The organism is Kineosporia babensis, from assembly GCF_021129305.1.
Taxonomy (GTDB): Bacteria; Actinomycetota; Actinomycetes; order Actinomycetales; family Kineosporiaceae; genus Kineosporia; species Kineosporia babensis.
On sequence record NZ_JAJOMB010000007.1, the window covers coordinates 306496 to 328354 of the forward strand.

Annotated in this window: 21 protein-coding genes; 18 read left to right on the forward strand and 3 right to left on the reverse strand. The window is 65.4% G+C overall.

The genetic code is table 11. The annotated features are described in order from the left end of the window. The first annotated feature begins 51 nt into the window (after positions 1-51). Positions 52-822, forward strand: a complete 771-nt coding sequence (locus tag LR394_RS15890; protein WP_231442538.1) for an aminoglycoside 3'-phosphotransferase — start codon at positions 52-54, stop codon at positions 820-822. Here LR394_RS15890 and LR394_RS15895 read toward each other — a convergent pair. Both LR394_RS15895 and add read right to left on the reverse strand, forming a co-directional pair. Then, on the reverse strand, positions 808-1194 hold the full coding sequence (locus tag LR394_RS15895) for a hypothetical protein (RefSeq protein WP_231442540.1): 387 nt from the start codon (positions 1192-1194) through the stop codon (positions 808-810). The two genes, LR394_RS15890 and LR394_RS15895, sit on opposite strands and share 15 nt — an antisense overlap. A gap of 72 nt (positions 1195-1266) precedes the next feature. Continuing rightward, positions 1267-2235, reverse strand: a complete 969-nt coding sequence (add, locus tag LR394_RS15900; protein WP_231442542.1) for an adenosine deaminase — start codon at positions 2233-2235, stop codon at positions 1267-1269. Positions 2236-2395: 160 nt separating this feature from the next. On the opposite strand from add, the gene LR394_RS15905 reads away from it, so the two are divergent. The 5 genes from LR394_RS15905 (at position 2396) to LR394_RS15925 (ending at position 6104) form a co-directional block, all read left to right on the forward strand. Then, entirely contained in the window at positions 2396-3289 is an 894-nt protein-coding gene (locus tag LR394_RS15905; protein ID WP_231442544.1) for an aminoglycoside phosphotransferase family protein, read from the forward strand. Between the two features lie 218 nt (positions 3290-3507). Next, positions 3508-3753, forward strand: a complete 246-nt coding sequence (locus tag LR394_RS15910) for a helix-turn-helix domain-containing protein (RefSeq protein ID WP_231442547.1) — start codon at positions 3508-3510, stop codon at positions 3751-3753. 467 nt (positions 3754-4220) lie between these two features. Further along, on the forward strand, positions 4221-4739 hold the full coding sequence (locus tag LR394_RS15915; protein WP_231442549.1) for a hypothetical protein: 519 nt from the start codon (positions 4221-4223) through the stop codon (positions 4737-4739). Continuing rightward, positions 4736-5611, forward strand: a complete 876-nt coding sequence (locus tag LR394_RS15920; protein WP_231442551.1) for a hypothetical protein — start codon at positions 4736-4738, stop codon at positions 5609-5611. Before LR394_RS15915 ends, LR394_RS15920 begins: the two co-directional genes overlap by 4 nt. Beyond that, on the forward strand, positions 5601-6104 hold the full coding sequence (locus LR394_RS15925) for a hypothetical protein (RefSeq protein ID WP_231442553.1): 504 nt from the start codon (positions 5601-5603) through the stop codon (positions 6102-6104). Before LR394_RS15920 ends, LR394_RS15925 begins: the two co-directional genes overlap by 11 nt. Here LR394_RS15925 and LR394_RS15930 read toward each other — a convergent pair. Beyond that, a complete protein-coding gene (locus tag LR394_RS15930; RefSeq protein WP_231442555.1) occupies positions 6091-6408 on the reverse strand; it encodes a hypothetical protein in 318 nt (105 codons plus the stop codon). The two genes, LR394_RS15925 and LR394_RS15930, sit on opposite strands and share 14 nt — an antisense overlap. A 194-nt stretch (positions 6409-6602) precedes the next feature. On the opposite strand from LR394_RS15930, the gene LR394_RS43655 reads away from it, so the two are divergent. From LR394_RS43655 to LR394_RS15990, 12 genes are all read left to right on the forward strand, one after another. After that, on the forward strand, positions 6603-6839 hold the full coding sequence (locus LR394_RS43655) for a helix-turn-helix domain-containing protein (RefSeq protein WP_407937058.1): 237 nt from the start codon (positions 6603-6605) through the stop codon (positions 6837-6839). Next, on the forward strand, positions 6836-8182 hold the full coding sequence (locus LR394_RS15940; RefSeq protein WP_231442560.1) for a HipA domain-containing protein: 1347 nt from the start codon (positions 6836-6838) through the stop codon (positions 8180-8182). Before LR394_RS43655 ends, LR394_RS15940 begins: the two co-directional genes overlap by 4 nt. Before the next feature lie 108 nt (positions 8183-8290). Then, on the forward strand, positions 8291-9076 hold the full coding sequence (locus LR394_RS15945) for a hypothetical protein (protein WP_231442562.1): 786 nt from the start codon (positions 8291-8293) through the stop codon (positions 9074-9076). Then, positions 9073-10224: a helix-turn-helix domain-containing protein gene (locus LR394_RS15950; RefSeq protein ID WP_231442563.1), complete on the forward strand. Its 1152-nt coding sequence runs from the start codon at positions 9073-9075 to the stop codon at positions 10222-10224. Before LR394_RS15945 ends, LR394_RS15950 begins: the two co-directional genes overlap by 4 nt. Before the next feature lie 13 nt (positions 10225-10237). After that, positions 10238-11695: a DUF3375 domain-containing protein gene (locus LR394_RS15955; RefSeq protein ID WP_231442566.1), complete on the forward strand. Its 1458-nt coding sequence runs from the start codon at positions 10238-10240 to the stop codon at positions 11693-11695. Then, a complete protein-coding gene (locus LR394_RS15960) occupies positions 11692-12321 on the forward strand; it encodes a DUF4194 domain-containing protein (protein ID WP_231442568.1) in 630 nt (209 codons plus the stop codon). Before LR394_RS15955 ends, LR394_RS15960 begins: the two co-directional genes overlap by 4 nt. Then, positions 12308-15670 (forward strand): ATP-binding protein, encoded by a 3363-nt coding sequence (locus tag LR394_RS15965; protein WP_231442570.1) that lies wholly within the window; start codon positions 12308-12310, stop codon positions 15668-15670. Before LR394_RS15960 ends, LR394_RS15965 begins: the two co-directional genes overlap by 14 nt. Beyond that, positions 15667-16848, forward strand: coding sequence for a Wadjet anti-phage system protein JetD domain-containing protein (locus tag LR394_RS15970; RefSeq protein WP_231442572.1), 1182 nt, complete (start codon positions 15667-15669; stop codon positions 16846-16848). The genes LR394_RS15965 and LR394_RS15970 overlap by 4 nt, the downstream gene beginning before the upstream one ends. A 17-nt stretch (positions 16849-16865) precedes the next feature. Beyond that, positions 16866-17171: an RDD family protein gene (locus LR394_RS15975; protein WP_269329271.1), complete on the forward strand. Its 306-nt coding sequence runs from the start codon at positions 16866-16868 to the stop codon at positions 17169-17171. Between the two features lie 550 nt (positions 17172-17721). Then, positions 17722-18420: a hypothetical protein gene (locus LR394_RS15980; RefSeq protein WP_231442575.1), complete on the forward strand. Its 699-nt coding sequence runs from the start codon at positions 17722-17724 to the stop codon at positions 18418-18420. Positions 18421-18798: 378 nt separating this feature from the next. Further along, the gene (locus tag LR394_RS15985) at positions 18799-19758 is read left to right on the forward strand and encodes a PASTA domain-containing protein (RefSeq protein WP_231442577.1); all 960 of its coding nucleotides are present in this window, start codon (positions 18799-18801) and stop codon (positions 19756-19758) included. A gap of 355 nt (positions 19759-20113) precedes the next feature. Next, the gene (locus tag LR394_RS15990) at positions 20114-21856 is read left to right on the forward strand and encodes an ATP-binding protein (RefSeq protein WP_231442579.1); all 1743 of its coding nucleotides are present in this window, start codon (positions 20114-20116) and stop codon (positions 21854-21856) included. Positions 21857-21859: the final 3 nt, after the last annotated feature.

A 21859-nucleotide genomic window follows, 5' to 3' on the forward strand; every position in this document is an offset into this window, starting at 1 on the left:
CAGCGGCGGCGAGCACCACGTCCATAGTTTGAAAGCAGTAACAATGGACGCGTGAATCTCACCCACCTGTTACCGGTCGGCTGTGCTGGCTGGAAGGCCGTTCGCAGTGGCGAATCCGGTGCTGTGGTTTATCGGGAGAAGAGCGGACGCTGGTACGCGAAGCTGGGGCCGGTCGCTGAATTGGCGGCCGAACGTGATCGGATTACCTGGCTTGCTGACACCGGCATTCCGGGGGCCAAAGTTGAGGGCTGGCGGGAAACCATGGATGGTGCTTGCCTTCTCACGTCGGCGGTGAAGGGCGTTCCCGCGTCCGAGCTCGCACCGGATGAGCTACTGAAGGCCTGGCCTGCCATTGCCGACGTGGTGCGTTCGCTACATCAACGCACCGACTGTCCGTTCGAGCGTCCGTTGGGAACGGTTTTGGAACAGGCGCGGTCGACGGTCGCGGCCAGGTTGGTGCAGGCCGAGTTCCTGCCCGAGGAATTGCTGGCTACTCCACCTGCGGAGATCTTGGCTACGTTGGAAGCTCGGCGCCCTTCTGCAGAAACGCCCGTGGTGTGCCATGGGGACCTGTGCCTGCCGAACATCATGGTCGATCCGCGAAAGGCCCAAGTGACCGGTCTGATTGATGTGGGACGCCTGGGCCTGGCCGATCGGTATGCGGACCTGGCGCTGTTGCTGGCCAATTCGCGCGAAACCTGGACGGATTCTGACCACGATGCAGAATTCGCAGCGCGCTACGGCATCGAACTCGACGCCACGAAGCTGCAGTTCTATTTGTGGCTGGATCCGCTGACGTGGCCCGGCTCAGTCGTGGGCTGACTGGAAGCCGAGCTTGATCAGAGTTTCCATGATCTCCATCGCCTCATCGGTGTTCTCGATCGGCATCGACGAAGGGTAGGGCTTGCAGATCAGGTCCACGCCGACGGTCGACCACCGGCGGGTGAGCACTTCGCCCTGAATCAGCAGGGCCCGGCCGGTCTGGTCGGACATGCTGATGAAAGTCTCGCCCGAAGGACTGGCGCTCACGCCCATGATCTCAATGTCCTTGCCCATCAACGCGACCAGATCGCCGGGCAACGGGATCTCCGGCAGATCGTGCTCCAAAGCCTTGAAATAGGCCGGATTGCGGCGGCTGCCGTCGTGGGCGAGGTAGTCCACGATCACCTGAACAGACATTTGACTGTCGGTCATGCTTTCCAGCGTAGCGTTATGGCCGCAGATGGCCCGGCGGGCGCTCCCCGCCGGGCCAGTGCACTGCTCCGATCAGGCGAAGCAGGCCCGATCTGCGTCCTCACGGATGGTTTGGAGTTGCTGCTCGCTCAGCCCGGCCTCTTCCCGGGCTTTCAGGTACTCGCCTGACAGGGTGATGGCCGAAGCACGGGGATCGTCGGTGGCCAGCGACACCGGAACGCCGGCCGCAAGAAGCCGGTGGATCGGGTGCTCCCGGTAGCTGGTTGCCGTGCTGGTGTGAAGGTTGCTGGTCAGCGCCACTTCGAGAGTGATCCGGTGCTTGGCCAGGTGCTCCAGCAGTGCTGGGTCTTCCACCGACCGCACCCCGTGCCCGATCCGCTCGGCACCCAAGTGGCGGACTGCGTCCCAAACGCTCTGTGCTCCCGCGCCCTCCCCCGCATGCACCGTGACGTGAAGTCCGGCATCGCGGGCGAGCGCAAAGGCTTCGGTGAATCCAGACGCCGGGAAACCGTTCTCATTGCCGGCCAGGTCGACCGCGCAGAAAGTTTCCCGCCGGCTGAGCAGAGTCTTGACCTGGGCCACGCCGTTCTCCGGGCCGAGATCCCTGAGCAGGATGCCGATCAGGCCGGTTCTGAGACCAGTTTCATCCGAAGCCTGTGACACGCCGTCCGCAATGGCATCGATGATCTCTTCGGCTCTGAGCGGCGTCTCCTGCTGGATGAACCATGGGCTGAATCGCAGCTCGAGGTAATCCAAACCGTCGTCTGCCGCGTCTTTCACCGCTTCCTGCGCAGCCCGATGCCAGTCCTCGGCCCGGCTGAACGCTGATGCGGCCACGTCGACCTTGTCCAGGTACGGCACCAGTCCGCCGAGCGGTCCTTTCGCCACCAGCAGGTCCTCGGGATCATCGGCCGTGGCCAGGTGATGCCCGTCGCGGTGGGCCAGTTCAAGAATGGTGGCCACCCGCAGCGAGCCTTCGAGATGGCGATGAAGGTCGATCAGGCGATGGGCGGATCTGGGCAGGACTGATTCAGAGATCATTTCGGAGCACTTTCTGGCGGAATGGACGTGGCTGTAGGGCAGAGGGGCTCAAGGGCCCTAGCCGTAGAAGTCCTGCCGGAAGGAGTGATCACCGAAGATGACAGCGCTGCGCACCTCACGCGCGGCCGCCGTCTGCTCCATGCTGCGATGCTAGCAAGCTATGGATTCCTCCTGGGCGCTGAAGATCCCCGCGGAGTTCGCGGCTGGCGTTGTCGGCCACACCGGAGACGCCGGCCGCGCTTGGCTACGGGATCTGCCCTCGCTCGCCTTGCAACTGCTCGAACGGTGGGACCTGCAACCTGATGGATCACCCATGCACGGCTACCTCGGCCTCGTGCTCCCCGTCCGCCAGGGCGCTCTGCCGGGCGCGCTCAAGATCTCCCAGGTCACGCCGGAAACGCTTAACCAGGCCGCCGCCCTCGATGCCTGGGACGGCCGTGGAATGGTTCAGCTGCTGGACAGTTCGCCGGCCGAAGGGGCGCTTCTGCTGGAGCGGCTCGACTACACCCGCGCGCTCGAGCACCTGCCCATCCTGAAGGCCGTTCCCGCCGCCGGACTGCTTCTTCGGCGTCTGTCCCTGCCCAGCTCCGCCTCACTCCCCACACTGACCGATCATGTAGCCGGCTGGCCCGAACGCTGGGCCGCTGGAGCATCCGATCTACTCCCCCACCGGTACTTCCAAGCCGCCCACGAGACTTGCCGTGCCCTCGGCCCCCAGGCCGGACGTCTTCTGGTTGACCATGATCTGCACTACGCCAACGTCCTCGCCGGCGAGCGCGAACCTTGGCTGGCCGTGGATCCGCGCGGCCTGCTGGGCGATCCCGAGTTCGCCCTTGCGCCCCTGATGTGGCGGCGGTTCGACGAAATGCCCATCGCCCAGCGCTTCGATCTGCTGGTCGAGTCGGCCGAACTGGACCGCGATCGCGCCCGAGGATGGCTTCTGGTCCGGGCCTTTGACTATTTCCTGTGGTCAACGGGAATCGGGCTCACCTGGGATCCGGCTGCCTGCCGCGAGATCCTGGACTGGCTGCTGGCTCAGCGGATCGGCGGGTAACCGGCGTGCGTGACTTTCGCGCGCTGCCGATAGGCGTGACCTGCTCAGCCGAGCCTGGCTCGTGTCGCGGTGGGCAACGATTTCGAGATGGCTGGACCCCAGGCTACCGAGCTGTGCCGATGTTCCCGCAGCGCTCCACCTGAACACGCTGTGGCGATATTGACACAACGGTCCTCCACGGCCCAATGTGCAGATAATCGCACAAAGGAGAATCTCACATGCAGCAATTTCTGGTCAGAGGTGGGTCCGACCTCGGCGCTGCGGTCGCCGAATCGCGCCTCATCCGTGGCCTGACCCAAGAACAGCTCTCCGAAGAGACCGGCATCGAGCGCACCTACCTCGCTCGGCTCGAGGCCGGAGCCTCAGTGCAACTCCTGGATCGGGCCCTGTTCCTGCTGCGAAGGCTTGGCGCCGAGGTGACGGTGACACTGCCAGAAGAACCGGCACCGACGACCAAGGCCTGAGCCTGGCGATAGATCGCCCGCACGGAACCGGGACGAGCCAGTCGGTGCGAGCTGGTCGTCAGCCCGGAAACGCCCGACTGTCCATGGAACCGACACCGCACCCCAATCGTCATTTTGCCAATTGGGGTGCCCATTGACCGTATCTTCATGCAGGTGCGCCAGCTTCGCTCCGGTTCTCCTACCGTCTCCGCGTCTCACCAATACTGGGCTGCCTCGCTCCGGACCTGGGTATGAGGCCTCGGGGACGTCGAGAGCGCCACGGTCCTGCCGAACTCGAGAAGTTCATCGACAGGGCGCTCACCCAGAGCCGACACGATGCCCCGTTTGTCCACGCGGTGCTCGACCGTCTCGGTCAAGGGCAGCGCCACCCGCGGACGAGTGGCTCGGGTCGCGCACTCGCCTCGCCTTCCCTGCCCAGCCCGGGGGTCGTCCCCAGTTCAGAACTCGCCACAGGCGTGCGGCCGTCGGTGGTCTTCGCAGCGGCAGCCGCGGTGGTCCACCAGCGGAACCGCGCCGTTGCACACTACGTCGCCGACGAGCAGAGTGCGCCGCATCTGACGGGTGAACAAGATCCACTCATTACCCGGAAACTGTTACGGCGCATCGTTGGCCTGGGCCCCTCGTCCTCCATCGAACTCGATGCCCCGCTCGTGCAGCGAACGACCGCCACCGCGTTCGCGCTGGCGGTGGACCTCCGGTTCGGGACGCATGCGACACACGATCAGGTACAGCGGTTCGTCACCCAGATTCGGGGGCCTCGCGTGGCGCCGGAAGCGCTCAATCCGGTTCTGGCCGAGCAGGTTCTGGAAGCGATGTACCGGGAGCACAGCCTGCTGGGCAGCACCTCTCCTACCGAGGTGCTCAGTGCCCAGAACCTGATGACGTACGCGCTCGTCCACGAGACCAACCTCTTCGGTGGGCTTCCGGAACAGTTCGTCCGGGAGGCGGCGGAGCTAATCGGCAACCATGGGACGAGGGCGGGGTGACCGCCCGCTCTCCCGAGCCGTCTCTACTCAAGCTGGTTCTGGGATTTCTTCCCATCGAACAGGAATCGGCCGAGGCCGCCTTCGGAACAACGGACGAGAACCAGACGTACGTTGTGGCCGCGTCGCTGGGAGCCTTCACCGCTGCGGTCCTTTCCCTGTTGGAACGGCTGGATGCGGCCGAACGTGAGCAGTTCTGCCACCGGCTCGCGGCCCGGTCCGCCGGCGACGTCCAGCCCTGGATGGTTGAGGCTGCGCTGCGCGGAACGCAGGGCGATGCCGATGCCGTCGTCGGTGCCGATTCCACGGTGATGAGCGCGATCCACATGCACGGGCTCTACCTGATCAGGGACGAGTACCTGAGCGCCACCGAGAGCCGCAAGCTGCAGGCGTCCGCGCTTGTTCACGCCCTGGAGTACCGACGCCGATGGGACGGTCCGCTTCCGAGCGACCTCAGCCAGCAGTTCAGAGATCTCGTCCGTGCGATGGTGAGCGGGCAGAACTTTGAGAAGGTGCGGGTCTCCGAGATCGGTTCCTTCACCTTTCACCGTCTCGCCTATTGCGCCTTTCTTCTTGCTGTCGAGCGACGATTCAGCGAGACAGCGAGCGTCGAGGAGGTACGAGAGTTCGTGGTCCGCGCGCGGACCCGGTGGATTCGGCCCGAATCCCTCAACCCGGTCCTGGCCGAATGGTCCCTGCTGGACGCCATCGTTGAGAACGGATCAGTGGACGATCTCTCGTTGGACGAGACCCTCCGAGTCCAGATCGTCCTCACCCGCGCCCTGATCAGCGACCTCGACCTGACCGGCGAGGCACTGGACGACTTCGTGGCCGAGGTGGTCGAGCAGTTCGATCAGGTGGACGATGAATCCTGAGGTGAAGGGTTTTGCCTTGATGCACACCGACTTTGCCCGCGTGGTACCGCTCCTCCTGCCGGTGGACGAAGCATTCGAGCCCTTGATCGAGGAACTTCCAGAGGATGATCTGATCACCGCGATGGTGGCCGCCTTCAGTTCGGCCGCACGCCATCAGCAACCCCGATGGGACCAGGCCGCCCGCATGGCTTTCTGCCGGAAACTTCTGGAACGGTGCGAGTCCGACGCCAAACTCTGGATGGTCGAAGCTTCTCTGCGGGCAGCCGAGACCGACGCCGCCGACTTCGTCATCGGCATTCCCGGCGACGTTCTCGGCGAGATCCAGATCGCCGGCCTCTGGCTCCTGACCCACGAGCATCTGACCCGGCCAGAATGCGAGGCGCTGCGTGAAGGAGCGATCGATCAGGCCCGCGTGCTGGCTCCGGAGATCAGGCGCGGCCGGAGCGAGAAAGCGGCTCAGGACGCCGGCACCCGAAGCATCAACCCGACGTAACGCCGCTCTCGGGCGTGCCAAGACCAGCGAACCAGATGGTCAGGGCCCTGGCGATGGCGTCTGGGTCGTCTTGCGTAGTGATCTCGTGGAGTCCGACGCCAGGATCTGAGCGCTCAACCTGGTACTTGCTTCCCTTGAGCAGCGTGACACTGGCGTGCCAGTCAGCGCCGTCGGTCGGGACGATCTTGACGAAGGTGTTCCGGCGCGACTCCAGGTCCTCCAGAAGCATGAAGAGACCGTCTTCCGACGGGTCTTCCATCTCGTCGCCGTTCTCGGTCCGGGCCAAGTAGTAGTCCGCAGCCATGGCGTCACCCTCTCACGAGCCCTGGACGACGGGCGCTGAGTCTCCGGCTCTCAACGGAGCATCTGCGCCGCACCCAGACGGTGCCGCGCATCCCGCTTGGCCGAGGCCCCGCGTATCAATATCTGCACATACCGTTGGTGTATCATTATTGATGCACGGACGGTGTGATCGAATATTGACACGGAGGTTCAGCGATGCCCCAGAAGAGCGATGCACCATGGGCACGTATCGGCGGTCCGGGCGATCTGGGTACTTTCCTCCGCGAAATACGGCTGCAGGCTGACCTCACCCAGGAAGACCTGGCCGAGAGCATCGGAGCGGATCGCCGGTTCGTCCATCAGGTCGAGACAGGCCAGAGCCCGCTGTACACCATGCGTCTCTTCGCCCTCCTGCGTGAGCTCGGAGTCGAACTGCAGGTCCACGTCCGATGACCGACCTCGACGCCTGGCTGTATGGCACGCGCGTCGCGGTCATCCGCCGCACCAAGGCCGGGCGACTCAGCCTTCAGTACACCGAAGACGCCCATCGCCGATGGGGCCTGGGTGCGCGAATGATCTCTGTACAACTGCCTCTGCTCACGAACAGTCCTCCTTCCGTCGTCATCGAGGCCTGGCTACGTGGTCTTCTACCCGAAGGGCGAGCCCGCGCCCGCCTGGCCGAACGCGCCTGTGTGGACCCGAACGATGTCCTCGGATTCCTCGCCCGCTACGGTCGCGACACCGCCGGGGCCCTCGTCCTGGTTCCGGAAGGAGACGACCCCGGACAGCCCGATCGCCCCCTGCACGACCTGTCCGAGCAAGAGATCGCCGACCAGCTCGCCTTGGCGGACATGAACGGAGCGGCCGATCAGGCCAGCTCGCTCGCGGGCCTTGAGACCAAGATCGTTCTCACCCGCACCGCCACGGGCTGGTCCATGCCCACCCCGAAGGCTCCGTCCACCCACATCGTCAAGCTCTCACGCCCCGAGGGCAGCCGAACCATGGACCTCATAGACACCGAGGCCGCGGCCCTCGAGCTCGCTTGCCGCGCCGGGATCAGCAACGTGCAGGCCCACCTGCAGACCTTCGCCGGCAAGCGGGCCATCGTCGTCACCCGGTACGACCGCGTTGCCGACCTCGAGACCGCGACGGTCCAGCGTCTGCACCAAGAAGACGCGGCTCAGATGCTGGGCCTCAACACCGACGACCCGCTGCGCAAATTCCAGTACGGAGGAGCACTCCCCTCCTTGGCCGCCATCGCGACCAAGCTCTCGGACATCGGCGTCGCTCTCGATCCGCTGCTGGCTCTGACCACACTCAATCTGGCCATCGGAAACGTCGACGCCCACGCCAAGAACATCTCCGTGCTGCACGGTCCAGAGGGCCGTCACCAGCTGGCCCCTGCCTATGACATCGCCATGCACCTGCATCAGAACACCGGTGAGCACCGGTTCGCGATGGACGTGGCCGGTGAGCGCGACATGAACATCCTCGGCGCAGCGCACCTGATCGAAGAGGCGCTCAGTTGGCGGATCTCCCGTCGGCGGGCGGTCAGCATCGTCCGTGACACGCTAGAACGGCTGGAGGCCGCATCCAGCGCCATCGACCGCGATCGGCATCCGGGCGTAGGCGAAGCCGCCTGGGCAATCGTCGATTCGAAAATTGCCAGACTGAATGACGAGCTCCATAAGTCTTTTGCACCACCAGTCGCCAAGTCACGAGCAAAGGCGAGGGCCCCACAGGCGCGGATGCCGAAGGGCCACCCGTCCGGCGGCCGGTTCTCCGGGGAGCTCTGAAGCGAACGCCCCGCGAGGATGGTTGAACGATGCGATGGCGCGGGAACAGACCCGAAAGTCCGGTTCATTTTCCTACGCTGATTACTGCATACAGGGTATGTTTGCCGCATGCTGGGGGAAAATGAGGTCGTCGGTACGCTGCGCAGGGCGGGCCTGCTGAAGGCCGTGCAGTGGGCCTTCGACTCGGCGGTGCGCCGGTCGCTCGACGACTACGTGCCCAGGGCCGGGTACGACGAGCAGTGGCTCGGCCAGACGCGCTATGTGCTCCTCCGCGACCGCCTAGACCGGGTCTTCGGCTGCGAGCACTACGACGTCGGCCCGGGAGAGGAACATCTCGGCGAGGACGAGCTCTTCGCTGAACTGTCGCCCCTTGACCGCACGAGCATGCCTCGGTTACCGGCGGGCACGGTTCGCCGCGACAATCTGAACAGCAGCCCCGGCTGGACGTTCGCGACCTGGCGGCTGCTGTTGACGTCGGGTGAGCTCGGCCAGTTGGAGCGCATCCCCTGGTCGCAGAAGAGCCCGACCAAACAGGCGGTGGCCCGGCAGTCGGGCCGGGTCGACCCTCGCCAGGGCGCGCTGTTCGACGCGGAAGCGCTCATGCGCCGACCTGATTCCGAGGTCGAGCTCGACAAGCACACGTTCGTGATCGCCCATGCCTTGGACGCGGTGGCTTCTGCGTCAGAGCTCGCCGTCGGCCTGCCTCGGCAAGGGTTCAGGGGCGAGAAAGCCTGGCACTGGCTTCATTTTCTTCCCACCGGCTTGGACGGGAACGGTGTGGGAGATACCGTCCTCGATCCAGCGGGTCCGGCTGCCCCAACCGGCGATCCGCTCGTCAAGAGGCGGCCCCAAATCGGCGAGGACGATGCTCGTCGTGCTAGTGATGACCGGTGAACTCACGCAAGTCTCCCCCAGATCGTGCTGCAGACGTCGCCCCTCGCTTCGACGGAGCGCGGCTGACCCTGGCCCGGCAGCTGGCGGGTCTGCGCAAGAGCGACCTGGCCGAGGTTCTGGCCAAGACACCGACCGCGGTAGCCGGCTGGGAGTCCGGCGCGAAACGGCCTGCCGCGGCAACAGTGGCCCAGCTGGCGCTGCGGCTTTCGGTCGATCCGGGGTTCTTCGCTGTCCGGGGCGACGACATCGCAGCGCTCAGCAGCACCCCGCACTTCCGCTCGTTGCGTTCCACCCCCCAGCTCGCCCGGGACCAGGCGTTCGCCTACGGGCAGTTGGCGGTCGAGATCACCAGCAGCCTGGAGCGGCACGTCGTGTTCCCGGACCCTGATGTTCCCTGTTTCCCGGTGAGTGGCACCGAAGGCGAGGGACCCGAACGAGCCGCGCAACTCGTCCGTAAGCAGTGGGGGCTCGGTGGCGATCCCGTCGGCCATCTCGTTCGCTTGCTGGAGGTTCACGGAATTCTGGTGGTTTTCAGTCCTGAGCAGGCGGCCTCGGTCGATGCCTACTCGTTCTCCAGCGCGTTACGGCCGATCGTGGTGCTCAACCCGATCAAGCGTGACTACTACCGGCAGCGCTTCGACGTCGCTCACGAGCTCGGCCATCTGGTCATGCACAACGATGCCGAGCCCGGCGGCCGGATCGTCGAGGAGCAGGCCAACCGTTTCGCCGAAGAGCTGCTCATGCCGGCCCGGACGATCCGGGAGGCCCTCCCGTCCAGGACGGGCGCTCAGGCCTGGGCAGACCTGGCGCGGCTGAAGGAACACTGGGGTGTGAGCATCCAGGCTCTGCTGTACCGGGCCCGGCGGCTGGGACGGCTCAGCGATGTGTCGTACCGCAACGCCATGAACACCGTCACGAACCGGGGCTGGCGTCGCAAGGAGCCCGGTCTGCTCAGCATCGTCGAGCAGCCCTCGCTGCTGTCCAGGGCCATCGCCATGCTGGCGGCCGAGGGCATCCAGGAAGAACAACTGATCGGGCAGTGCCGGGTTCCCCAAGGGCTGTTTCGGGTGGTGACCTCACCGACGCCGTTCGTCATGACCCCGGTATCCGAAACGACCCCGCAGCACGGCGTCGTCTCGCTGCTGTGAACCGGGAGGGCGAATGGACTACGACCAGATCGAGCAGCTACGCACCCATCACCCGGCCTGGCGGCTGCTGAAAGCTGACAACGCCGCGCTGATCCTGGCTTTTCTCGGGCAGGTGTTCGTCCAGGAGAACGTCCGATCGATCGAGCGCAGCGCGCTGGAGGCCCGGCTCGACGATCTGCTCTTCGCCCTGCGTGAGCAGCTCGGCGACAACGCCTTCCCGAAGAGCTCGCGAGCCTATCTCGACGACTGGGCCGCGCCCGGTAACGCGTGGCTGCGCAAGTACTACCCGGCCGGGTCGGAGTCGGTGCACTTCGACGCCAGCGCCGACCTGGAGAAGGCCGTGGCCTGGGTTCACAACCTGCCGGCCCGCAGCTTCGTGGGCACCGAGTCCAGGCTGAACACGGTGTTCGAGTTGCTGCGGCAGATGGTTCACGGTGCCGAGACCGATCCGCAGACCCGCTTGGCTGAACTGAAGGCCCGGCGCGCGGAGATCGATGTGGAGATCGCCCAGGTCGAGGCCGGTGACCTGCCCATGATGGAGCCGGCCGGCCTGCGCGATCGCTACCAGCAGCTGTCCACCACCGCCCGGGAGCTGCTGTCGGACTTCCGGCAGGTCGAGACGAACTTCCGCCAGCTCGACCGGCAACTGCGCGAACAGATCGCCACCTGGTCGGGCACCAAGGCCGGTCTGCTGGACGAGGTGCTCGGCAGCCGCACCAGTATCACCGAATCCGACCAGGGGCGTAGCTTTCACGCCTTCTACGACTTCCTGCTCTCCCCCGCCCGCCAGGAACAGTTCGTGCAGATGCTGGCCCGGGTGCAGGAGATGGCCGAGATCGGTGAGCACGACCCCCGCCTACGGCACATCCACCACGACTGGCTGGCCGCCGGTGAGCGGACTCAGTCGACGGTGCGGCAGCTGTCGGAGCAGTTGCGGCGGTTTCTGGACGATCGGGTCTGGTTGGAGAACCGGCGGGTGGTCGATCTGCTGCACGGCATCGAGTCCGTCGCCCTGCAGTTGCGCGAGCACGCACCGATCACCTTCGAGAGCGAGATCGACGGCAGCGCGCCTCAGATCGCGCTGCCGATGGAGCGTCCGCTGTACAAGCCGGCCGCGCGGTCGGCCATCGTCAGCGATCAGGTACATGAGGCCGACGACGAGGTGGACGCCTCGGTGCTCTACGACCAGGTCAGGGTGGACACGCAGGAGCTGGCCTCGGGGGTGCGGCAGATGATGCAGGGCCGTGAGCGGGTGCCGTTGAACGAGGTTCTGCTGGCCCGGCCGCTCGAGCAGGGGCTGGCTGAGCTGGTCGGATATCTTTCGCTGAACGATCCGGGCTTCGACGTGCGCTTCGACGAGACCCGCAAGGAACACGTCCGGTGGGAGGACGACGGGGTGACCAGACAAGCGACTCTTCCCTCGGTCACCTACGTGCGGGCCGTCGGCGAATCGAGCGAGGAGGAAAAGTGAGCGCAGCCCCGGTCCCCCGCAGCGAACTCAACTTGCCTCTGGCCATCACCTCTTTGATGAAGGGGGTGGTGTACGAGGATCTACATCCGCAGGTCTGGCGGCATCTGGTTCCACTGCAGCCGCAGATCCGCGACCACGTGGCGGTGATCGGCCTGACCCTGGTCGTGGACCCGTCCGAAGGTTATGCGTTTCTGCGGCAGTTGCCGGACGACGAGAACGCCGAGGGCGCTGCGGTGCCGCGGCTGATTCCCCGACGGCAGCTGACTTTTCATCAGAGCATCCTGCTGGCCCTGTTGCGCAAACGGCTGGCCGAGTCGGACGCTGCCGACGGCGACACGCGGTGTGTGCTCACCCGCGAGCAGATCCTCGAGATGATCACGCTGTTCCTTCCGGCGGGGAGCACCGAGGCACGGATGACCGACCAGGTGGACGCCCTGATCGGCAAGGTGGTCGAACTCGGGTTTCTGCGGCGGCTGAAGGACCAGGACGACTCGTACGAGGTTCGCCGCATCCTGAAAGCGTTCGTCGATGCGCAGTGGCTGGCCGGGGTCCAGGAAGGGCTGCAGCGTTACGCGGCCGAGCTGGGTGTTCCGACAGCGCAGGGAGAAACCGATGGTCGATCTTGAGAACCCGTCCTCTTCGTCGGGATTCAGGCTGCGCCGCCTGGAGGTCTGGAACTGGGGCACCTTCCACCACAAGGTCTGGTCGCTGGAGATCGCCGGCGGGCACGCCCTGGTCACCGGCGACATCGGCTCGGGCAAGTCCACGCTGGTCGACGCGGTGACCACGCTTCTGCTGCCCGCCAACCGGATCTCCTACAACAAGGCCGCCGGTGCGCAGAACCGCGAGCGTGACCTGCGCTCATATGTTCTGGGGCATCACAAGTTCGAGCGCAACGAGCTCACCGGCAACACCAGGCCGGTCCCGTTGCGCAGCCCGGGCCAGGACTACTCGGCGCTGGTGGCCGTGTTCGCCTCCGACGAGGCGGTGGTGAGTCTGGCTCAGGTGTACTGGCTGAAGGAGGGACAGGCCGGTCAGCCGGAGCGGATGTTCGTGGTCGCCGATCACGAACTGTCGATCAGTGGGGACCTGGCCGGTTTCGGTTCGGAGATCGCCGCGCTCAAGCGACGGTTGAAGAAGCAGCCGGGCACCGGCGTCCATGATTCTTTCCCGCCTTACGGCAACGATTTCCGCCGGCGGATGGGCATTGCCTCGGATCAGGCGATGGAGCTTTTCCATCAGACGGTCTCGATGAAGTCGGTCAGCAATCTCAACGACTTCGTGCGCACCCACATGCTGGAGCCGTTCGACGCCGACCGTTGGATCAACCAGATTCTGCTGCACTTCGAGGACCTGACCCAAGCCCACGATGCGGTGGTGCGCGCCCGCCGCCAGCTCGATGCTCTGAGCCCGATTCTGGAGGAGGGCTCCAGGTACGACGCCCTGAGCGCCCAGCAGGCCCGGCTCGCCGAGGTCAGAGCGCATCTGCCGTACTTCACGGCGGCTCGCCGGCTGGATGCCTTCGCCGCCGACACAGAAGCGAGCGAGAAACGTATTGACGCTCTGCTCCAGGAGTCGTCGCAACTCACCGAGCGTTCGGGGGAACTCGGCAGCAAGCGGGAACAGCTTCAGCTGCAGCGCGCCGGGCTGGGTGGTGATCGGCTGCACGTCCTGGAAGAAAGCATTGCCCGGGCGATGACCGAGCGCGAACGTCGCCGGGTGACTGCCGAAAAGGTGAACGACCTGCTGGGGCGCCTCGAGCTGACGCCGGTCACCGGCGCGCCGGGGTTCGTCCAGATGCGCGAGGCTCTGGACGGGGTCCGGCCCGGGTTGGAGGCAGCCGGCGCCGAGATCGACAACCGGCTGACCGACATCGCCGTCGAGCAGAAGGAGATCAAGACCGACAGCGACGAGATCCGCGACGAACTCGCCAGCCTTCAGCAGCGGCGCAGCAACATCCCCCGACGCAGTCTGCAGTTGCGCGAGGAGCTGTGCGAGCACCTCGGAGTAGGCACCGAGACGCTGCCGTTCGCCGGAGAGCTGATCCAGGTCCGCGAGGACGCGGCTGCCTGGGAAGGCGCCGCCGAACGCGTCCTTCATGGTTTCGGTCTGTCGTTACTCGTGCCGAACAGCCACTACGGGTCGGTGGCGGCCTGGATCAACGATCGTCATCTGGGGGTCCGGCTGGTCTACTACCGGGTGCCCGCCACCCTGGCCTCCACCAATCGTCATCAGGTTCCCGGACCGGAAACGCTCTTCCACCGGTTGGAGATCAAGGCCGACAGCGAGTTCTACGGCTGGATCGAACGCGAACTGTCCTCCCGAGCCTCACACGTCTGTGCTGTCTCGATGGACGTGTTCCGGCAGGAAGAACGCGCGGTCACGGTCACCGGACAGATCAAGGAGTCCCGCCGGCACGTCAAGGACGACTCCAAAGCGATCGACGATCGCCGGAACTACGTGCTGGGCTGGAGCAACCAGGCCAAGGTCGACGCCCTGCTGGCCCAGGCCCTCGAGCTCAACGAGCGCCGCCAGCTTCTGGCCAGTGAGCAGAAGAGCCTTCTGGGCCAGCGCGAGGAACTGCGCCGCAAGGGCACCGCGCTGGACCAGCTCGACGTCTACCAGACGTATGACGACCTGGATCACGAGTCGGTCGGCCGGCAGATCGCGCGGGATCAGGCCGAGAAGGATGATATCGAGCGTTCTTCCAAGGATCTGGAACGCATCACTGAGGAGCTGAAAGCTGTCGCCGACGAGATCCAGGCGCTGGCCGGCCGGATCGCTCAGACCAGCGAGAATCTGGGGCGGGCTCGCGGCGACCTCGAACGCGCTCAGGCCGGGCAACTCGAGTGCCGGGCCGTTCTGAAGGCCGCCGAGCAGGTTCCGGCTCCGGAGGCGATGAGCTCTTACGTACCCGATCCAGCTCCGGTCACGGCCGATGCCTGGCAGAACTGGCAACGCACCACCAGCGACACGGTCAACAGCGAGATCGACCGGCGCCAGAAGCTCTTGCGCACCTGTGAAAGTACATTGGTCAGGCTGATCAGCGCCTTCCGTGAGGCGAACCGGACCGAGACCGTCGACATGGACGCCTCGGTGGAGGCCTTGCCCGACTACCGGGCCATGCACCACCGGCTTCTGCAGGACGACCTGCCCCGGTTCGAGGCCGAGTTCAAGAATTTCCTCAACACCAACACCATCCGCGACATCGCGATGTTCCGCTCGAAACTGGCTCAGGAGGAGGAGTTGATCCGCGAGCGGGTAGGCCGGATCAACATGTCCCTGGCCGACATCGACTACAATCCGGGCCGGTACATCACCCTCGAGACCACCCGCACCCCGAACATCGAGATCCGCGACTTCCGTTCCGAACTGCACGCCTGTACCGACGAGGCGCTGGGCGGAGACGGCGAGCAGTACTCCGAGCAGAAGTTCCTGCAGGTCCAGAAGCTCGTCGAGCGCTTCCGGGGCCGGGCCGGCCAGGTCGATGCGGACAAGGCCTGGACCAAGCGGGTCACCGACGTGCGTAACTGGTTCGTCTTCTCAGCTTCGGAACGGCACCGGGACGACGACAGCGAGTTCGAGACGTACACGGACTCGGCCGGTAAGTCCGGTGGTCAGAAGGAAAAACTGGCCTACACGATCCTCGCCGCCTCGCTGGCCTACCAGTTCCAGCTCGACGGCGAGCAGGAGAAGACCTTCCGCTTCGTGGTGATCGACGAGGCCTTCGGACGCGGCTCGGACGAGTCCACCCGGTTCGCGCTGACCTTGTTCCGCCGGATCGGCCTGCAACTGCTCATCGTGACACCGCTGCAGAAGATCCACGTCATCGAACCGTACGTCGACGCCGTGGGTTTCGTGGAGAACAAGACCGGCAGCAACTCCCGGCTGCAGACGCTGACCATCGAGGAGTTCCGGGCCCGGCGCGAACGGCACCGGATGGTGGACGTCGTCAAGGTCGAGACGGTCTCGTGAGGACACTGTCGCTGCCCCGAGGAACGCGCTGGGCCACCAGCGATGACGTCCTCAGCCTCCTGCGCAGGCGGTGGTCAGCTGGTACTGACCTCAGCGAACTGGCTCTCGGCGAAGCGTGGGAACCACTGGTCATCGGCCTGCGCCCGCCTTCGGCGGCCCAGTACGCCAACGACTTCGACGCGGTCCAGGCCTGGGCAGGCCGCTGGCGTGCCCGGCTTCCGGCCGGGCTTCGCGTGGAGTGGCAGGCTGTCGGGGGTCGGCGCTCCGGCGTCGTTCAGCTTCCGGTCCGGGTTGTGGTCGAATCCCGCGGCGACCTCTGGCGGCTGCTGCAGGTCGCTCAGCAGGTCCACGTGTTCGAGAACATCCTTGATGACGTCGGTAGCCGGCTTCCGGACGCCCGCGACTGGGTCAGTCGTCATCCCCAGCGTGTCCTCGCCGAGGCTGCGCACTGGCCATCGTTCATCGCGGTCGTCAACTGGATTCGCGATGCCATGCCTGCCGATGCCTGGGTTCGCCAGGTCGACGTCCCCGGGGTGGACACCAAGTTCGTCGAGGTCCACCGCGAGACCCTCGCCGCGTTGCTCGAGGTGTGCCTCCCTCCGGAACGTCTTCACACCGGCAACTCGTTCGCGCAGCGCTACGGCTTCGCCGTCAAACCCGCCTATGCGCGTGTGCGCCGCCCCGATGGAACCGCCCTGCTGCCGGGTGTTTCGGAAATGACGGTGCGGGTTTCCGAACTCGACGCCCTGGACTTGCCCGGGCACGTCTTCGTCGTCGAGAACGAGGTCACCTACCACGCGTTCCCGCCTGCCCCGAATGCCCTGCTGTTCCTCGGGGCCGGCTACGGGGTCTCCCGGCTCATTGCCGTCAACTGGCTGGCGGACCGGCCGGTGACCTACTGGGGAGATCTGGACACTCACGGCTTCGTCATGCTGGACCGACTGCGGGCGCGATTCCCGCAGGTACGCTCCATGCTGATGGACCGGGCAACCTTGCTGGAGCACGAGGCTCACTGGGGCGTGGAGGATTCACCGGTGAATGTCGACTTGGAGCATCTGAGCGTCGACGAGGCGGCCCTGTACGTCGATTTGGTCGAGGACCGGTATGCCGTGGGGCTGCGACTGGAGCAGGAACGGATCCGTTTCGGCCGGGTGCTGGCTGCGACAGCGCTGGGCTGATCTCCTCATGGCCCAGTCTGCACGCCGCGATCGTCGCTCTGGTGGTAGCCCTGGTGTACGAGCCCGCCACCTCGTTGACCGGAGGAACCGTGGGCAAGCGACTGATGCGTGTCGAGGCGATCTCAGTGTGGGAATCGCGGCCGCTCTCCATGCAGGAACTCGTTGTCCGGGCGGCCCTGATAGATCTGCAGATCGTGCTGTTTCCCCTGGCCATCCGTACCGCGGCCTGGGTTCTCTGGGCCCCGGCCCGGCAAGGACTTGCCGATCGCCTGGCCCGCTCCGTGGTGATCCAGGGTCGCTCGCCGAACGCTCACAAGGTGTAATTGCCTAACAGACGCGGGTTCTTGCAGTTCGGATGGTGCATGCAGCCCAGGTATGAACGGCCGGAGTCGCGATGCCGGGCATAGACCCGCGGGTACCCGCACCTGTCGCACTGCCGTCGCGCAATCAGGCTCTTCCCGCCCAGTAGACCCATGATCCGGGATCCAACCGGGCGCCCATGGTGCTGACAACTGCCGGCGAAACCGTAGACCCAGAACCAGCAGCCACGAAAGGGCGCCGGACCCTTCGGGTGATTGCACTGCAGCGGTACACCAAAGGTCAGCAGAAGGAACACGAAACCGCTGATCGAGGCGATGCTCTTCGGATCTGAAAGAGCCTCCCACATCACATTGCTCCCCCGTTCGGCTCGCCGAAGAACCAAGAATCAGAGCCCAATTGAAGACGATAGCCGCTTCCTCGGGCATCGAGGAGTGCAGCAAGCGTTCGGCGGAGGTCGTTTACACCACGGTGCCGAATCAGAGGGGGTACCTTCTCGCCGAACTCTGTGCCTACCGTGATCCGCCGCGCACTTCTCGAAGCGTTGGGAGACCCATGGCCAGCAGAACCTGCGGAGTGCTCAACACGAAGGGCAAGCCCTGCGGCTGTCGCGTTGCCGGGCACCGGACGTTTTGCCGCCATCATCCTGAAGGCCGGAGCAAGTACAAGCCACCGCAAAGACCCATTGCCCAAGGGAGATCCAACCGCCCCTGGGCGGCTGGAGCGACGCCACCTACCAAGGCCAAGCAGCGCAACCGGCGGGATCGCCTCCGTAAACGTGCTGGCAAGGCCGAGGCTCGATGCAAGCGTGACTGGTCCGACGGCGTCCTCCATCAGGCGATCCAGCGAACGAAGACCAGCGGAACGCTGGAACTTGCCGCCGCCGACTGTCAGGAAATCGCGGATGCAGTAGCCCTCCTTCTCATGGAAGGCTATACCAGAAAGCCTGATTCGCAGGGGTGGGGGTTCCTGTGGGAGCTCTTCGGCGGACCCAGCGCAATAGAAGAGATTGCTACCGCAACGTCATCATCGCTCGCCGCGCAGAGCAGCGAGGCGGATCTGGCGGCGGCCCGTGCCCTGCAGATGCTCGGCATCGCCCTCTGCCAGCGGGCTGGCATCCCCCTCAGCGAGTGCCCGTGCTTTGTGCTTTCCGCGACCTGGGAATTGGAGCGCGTGTTGTTCCTTCTCTTGCGAATGGCCTTGGGCGACTGGACCGGTCTGGCGATCCCGTTCACCCCGCTGAGCGCACCCTGAGGCGTCAGCTTCGGGGCTGCCCGGCCGGGAACAGGTCGTCGGGCCCGAAAGTGGCCTGCAGACCAGTCACGCTGGATCGCATCTAGCTACTCATCAGCAACTACCCCGGTTACTCACCCGAGCAAGGGCTCTCCTCGACCCCTTAACCCGTTTCACAACCGATCCAGCGAAATTCCAGACCCGCCGCACCTGATGAAGCGCCGAACGGCCGGCCGGCCCGGGACGTTCAGCTGAGTCAGGTCTCTGACCGGTTACGTTCTGGGGTATTAGCCCCGCGTCCCGATTTATTCCTCCTAACCTTGCCATCACACCAGACACGGGGAGCACAGGACGATGGCAGGTTGGGTTTCGGGTTCACGTTCGTCTTCGCCTTGGCGGGTGGCTCTGCTGGTCTTCGCCGTGATCGGCGTGGCGAGCGGCTGCAGCGACGTTCCCGGCGCGGACGAGCCTCCCGCGTCGATGCCCAAGGTCGTCGGCCTGGTATTCGACGAGGCTCAGGACCGGCTCGACGACCTCGATCTGCGCGGTGAGGACATCGATGCTTCCACGCTGGACCGCAGTGTCTGGGACAGAGGCAACTGGACGGTCATCGACCAGGTACCTGCTGCTGGCGAGCAGGTCAGCGAATCCGACGAGATCATGCTCTACGTCTTGAAGAACTCCGAGGCCCAGTGGTTCGCGAAGCACGCCGAGATGCCCAAAGTTGAGGGCAAGGTGCAGTCCGCGTCGGACCTCACCCGAGACGGCGGGTCGTTCGCCGGCGTGGACGAACTGGTCGAGTTCTACTACGCCAAGGGCCGCCAGCCCGCCTACCTGCGGGGACAGAAACCTCGTCAGGCGGACCCGTCGCCGGTGCCAGCGCTGCTGCCGAACGCACCCAAGGCCATGGCCAAGCGCCACGCCCAGCTGAAACCTCCGGCTCTGCATGAGGCTGCAGGTGACGACCCGGTCGCCGGGACCTGGCCCCGGGCCGGGGCCACCCTCGTTCCCGGCCAGGGCCTGTACATCCTGACCAAGGAGGTGCCCACCGGTATCTCTGCCCTGGATGAACCCGAACCGCAGGCTGCAGCCGAGCCCGAAACGAAGTCGAAGGCGGCACCAACCGCAGACCCGGAGCCAAAGCCGGTCAAGACCCGGGAGGAGCGTAAACCCCAGCAGGAGAACAGTTCCTGCGACCCCAACTACACGGGCGCCTGCGTCCCGATCGCCAGCGACGTGGACTGCGCCGGTGGGAGCGGTGACGGTCCGGCCTACCTCTCCGAGCCGGCCGAGATCGTCGGCTCGGACATCTATGACCTGGACGCCGACGGAGACGGCTGGGGCTGCGAACCCTGGTGAGCTGAGACGCTCCTCAACCACGAGGCACCAACCGTGGACGCCGACGAGGTCACCGCCCTCACCCAGACAGACCGCAAGCCGGCCCACCCAGAACGCGCGTCCCATGGTGGAGGCCCTACTTTCTGATGCACGGTGTGCTGGGCCGGCGACCAGATGCTCATAGAACGGCAATACAGGTTCAGCTGACGTCGCACCCCTGCGTTCGCAACCCTCAGGATAGAAGTGCCTCAGCGCAGTAGGCACGGTGCCAGCGGTCCGGGCGAGCTTGCTCTGCGTCGTCAGGAAGGCGATGACGTCCCCGAGAGGGCCACCTCTACAACCCCGCAGCTCTACAATTTTTGTGTATATTTATTTTGTGCAGCTTGCTGAACTCGCAGTCCTGGTCGCCGACCTTCGACAAGAGGGCAGCGACACACCCGCAGTCGAGGTCAAGCGGGCGTCGAACGGCTTTCCCGAAAGCCTGTCGCCTACGATGTCCGCTTTCGCCAACACGCCAGGCGGCGGAACGGTTCTCTTCGGCTTGGACGAAAAGGCCGGTTTTGCCGCCGTAGGCGTCTACGACACCGCTGCTTGCAAATCCGCGCTTGCTGCGAAATCTCGTCAGGCACTCGACCCGCCAGTCACCTTCGAGTCCTGGGATCTGACATTCGAAGGTGCCGCTGTCCTGGTGGTGAAGATCCATGAGCAGCCCGCTCATGGCAAGCCGTGCCGAGTCATCGCGTCGGGCAAGGCGTACCTGCGAGCCTACGACGGCGACTACGAGCTCTCCCAGGTCGAAGAACAAGCGTTCATCGCCAACCGCAGTACGCCCGGCTTCGACCGACAACCCGTTTCCGGAACCACGACAGACGACCTGCGCCCAGACCTCCTGTCCGGGTACCTCGCTTCCTGCCGGGCGTCCTCCACTGCCTTGGCCGCTATGCCCGATGAGGAGATTCTTTTCCGCACGGGCGTAACCACCGACCCCGACCGAATCCCCAGCCTCGCCGGCCTGCTCGCCCTGGGCACCTACCCCCAGCAGCACCTTCCCAATTGCGTGATCCAGGCCTCTGTAGCCCCTCGCGACAGCGACCCGTCGGGAACCAGAGCCGCCGACGTGCGCCGCTTCGACGGACCGATCCCCTTGATGCTCGACGAGGCTCTGCGCTGGGTGCAGCGCAATACCCGCACCCGGGTCCGATTCGGGGTTGACGGCCAAGGCCGCGACGAACCCGAATTCCCCGTCGAAGCAGTGCGTGAACTGCTGTCCAATGCCCTGATCCACCGAGATCTCGGCCCCCATACCCTTACTCAGGCCATCACCTTGCGGCTCGACGACAAACAACTGGTGCTGTCCAACCCCGGTGGCTTGTGGGGGATCACCGTCGACCGGCTAGGAAAGACCGGCACCACCTCGGCGCGGAACGGCCACCTCCTGAGAATCTGCCAGAACGTGCGCAGCCAGGAAGGTAGTCGCGTGGTCGAAGCCCTCGCCTCCGGCATCCCCACCGTCCTGTCCAGCTTGCGCAACGCAGGCATGGTGCCGCCCCTCTTCCGCGACCAGGGCATCAGCTTCACCGTCGTTGTGCCCAACCACGCGCTTCTCGCAGTAGACGATCTGGCCTGGCTAGGTTCTCTCCCCGCCGCCGCGAGTCTCAGCGACCAGCAACGGCACGCCCTGGTGGCCATGCGGCACGGCCAGACCTGGACCAACCAGAGCTTCCGCGAGACCTTCCCGATGGATTCTCGCCAAGCCCGCGCCGAACTCGCCGGGCTTGTAGAAGCGGGCGTCGCCACCGCCGATGGCGAACGCGGCGGACGCGTCTACCGAATCGCACCTGCCCCGGCCAGCCGACGCCGGTCGTCCCCTCCCGCTTCGGTGCCTGCAGGCTTCCCTGTCTCAGTGCCTTCAGGCCGTGGATCGGGTAGACACCAGAACTGGGAGCCCATCCAGCAACAACTGCAGACCGGCGAGAAGTCAGCCTCAGAACTGGCCGAGGCCACGGGCCTGAGCGCCCGGCAGATCCAGTACGCCCTTCAGCAGATGAGAGACGCCGGACTGGTCACCTTGATCGGCAGCCCTGGCCGACGCGAGAGCCGCTATCGGGCAACCCAGTGACTC

Excerpts from the sequence above, each read along its gene's own strand:
- LR394_RS15965 (WP_231442570.1), top strand. The coding sequence starts at position 12,308 with ATGGTCGATCTTGAGAACCCGTCCTCTTCGTCGGGATTCAGGCTGCGC.
- LR394_RS15945 (WP_231442562.1), top strand. The coding sequence starts at position 8,291 with ATGCTGGGGGAAAATGAGGTCGTCGGTACGCTGCGCAGGGCGGGCCTG.
- LR394_RS15955 (WP_231442566.1), top strand. The coding sequence starts at position 10,238 with ATGGACTACGACCAGATCGAGCAGCTACGCACCCATCACCCGGCCTGG.
- LR394_RS15895 (WP_231442540.1), bottom strand. The coding sequence starts at position 1,194 with ATGACCGACAGTCAAATGTCTGTTCAGGTGATCGTGGACTACCTCGCC.
- LR394_RS15905 (WP_231442544.1), top strand. The coding sequence starts at position 2,396 with ATGGATTCCTCCTGGGCGCTGAAGATCCCCGCGGAGTTCGCGGCTGGC.
- LR394_RS15925 (WP_231442553.1), top strand. The coding sequence starts at position 5,601 with ATGAATCCTGAGGTGAAGGGTTTTGCCTTGATGCACACCGACTTTGCC.
- LR394_RS15910 (WP_231442547.1), top strand. The coding sequence starts at position 3,508 with ATGCAGCAATTTCTGGTCAGAGGTGGGTCCGACCTCGGCGCTGCGGTC.
- LR394_RS15930 (WP_231442555.1), bottom strand. The coding sequence starts at position 6,408 with ATGGCTGCGGACTACTACTTGGCCCGGACCGAGAACGGCGACGAGATG.
- LR394_RS43655 (WP_407937058.1), top strand. The coding sequence starts at position 6,603 with ATGCCCCAGAAGAGCGATGCACCATGGGCACGTATCGGCGGTCCGGGC.
- LR394_RS15980 (WP_231442575.1), top strand. The coding sequence starts at position 17,722 with ATGGCCAGCAGAACCTGCGGAGTGCTCAACACGAAGGGCAAGCCCTGC.
- LR394_RS15940 (WP_231442560.1), top strand. The coding sequence starts at position 6,836 with ATGACCGACCTCGACGCCTGGCTGTATGGCACGCGCGTCGCGGTCATC.
- add (WP_231442542.1), bottom strand. The coding sequence starts at position 2,235 with ATGATCTCTGAATCAGTCCTGCCCAGATCCGCCCATCGCCTGATCGAC.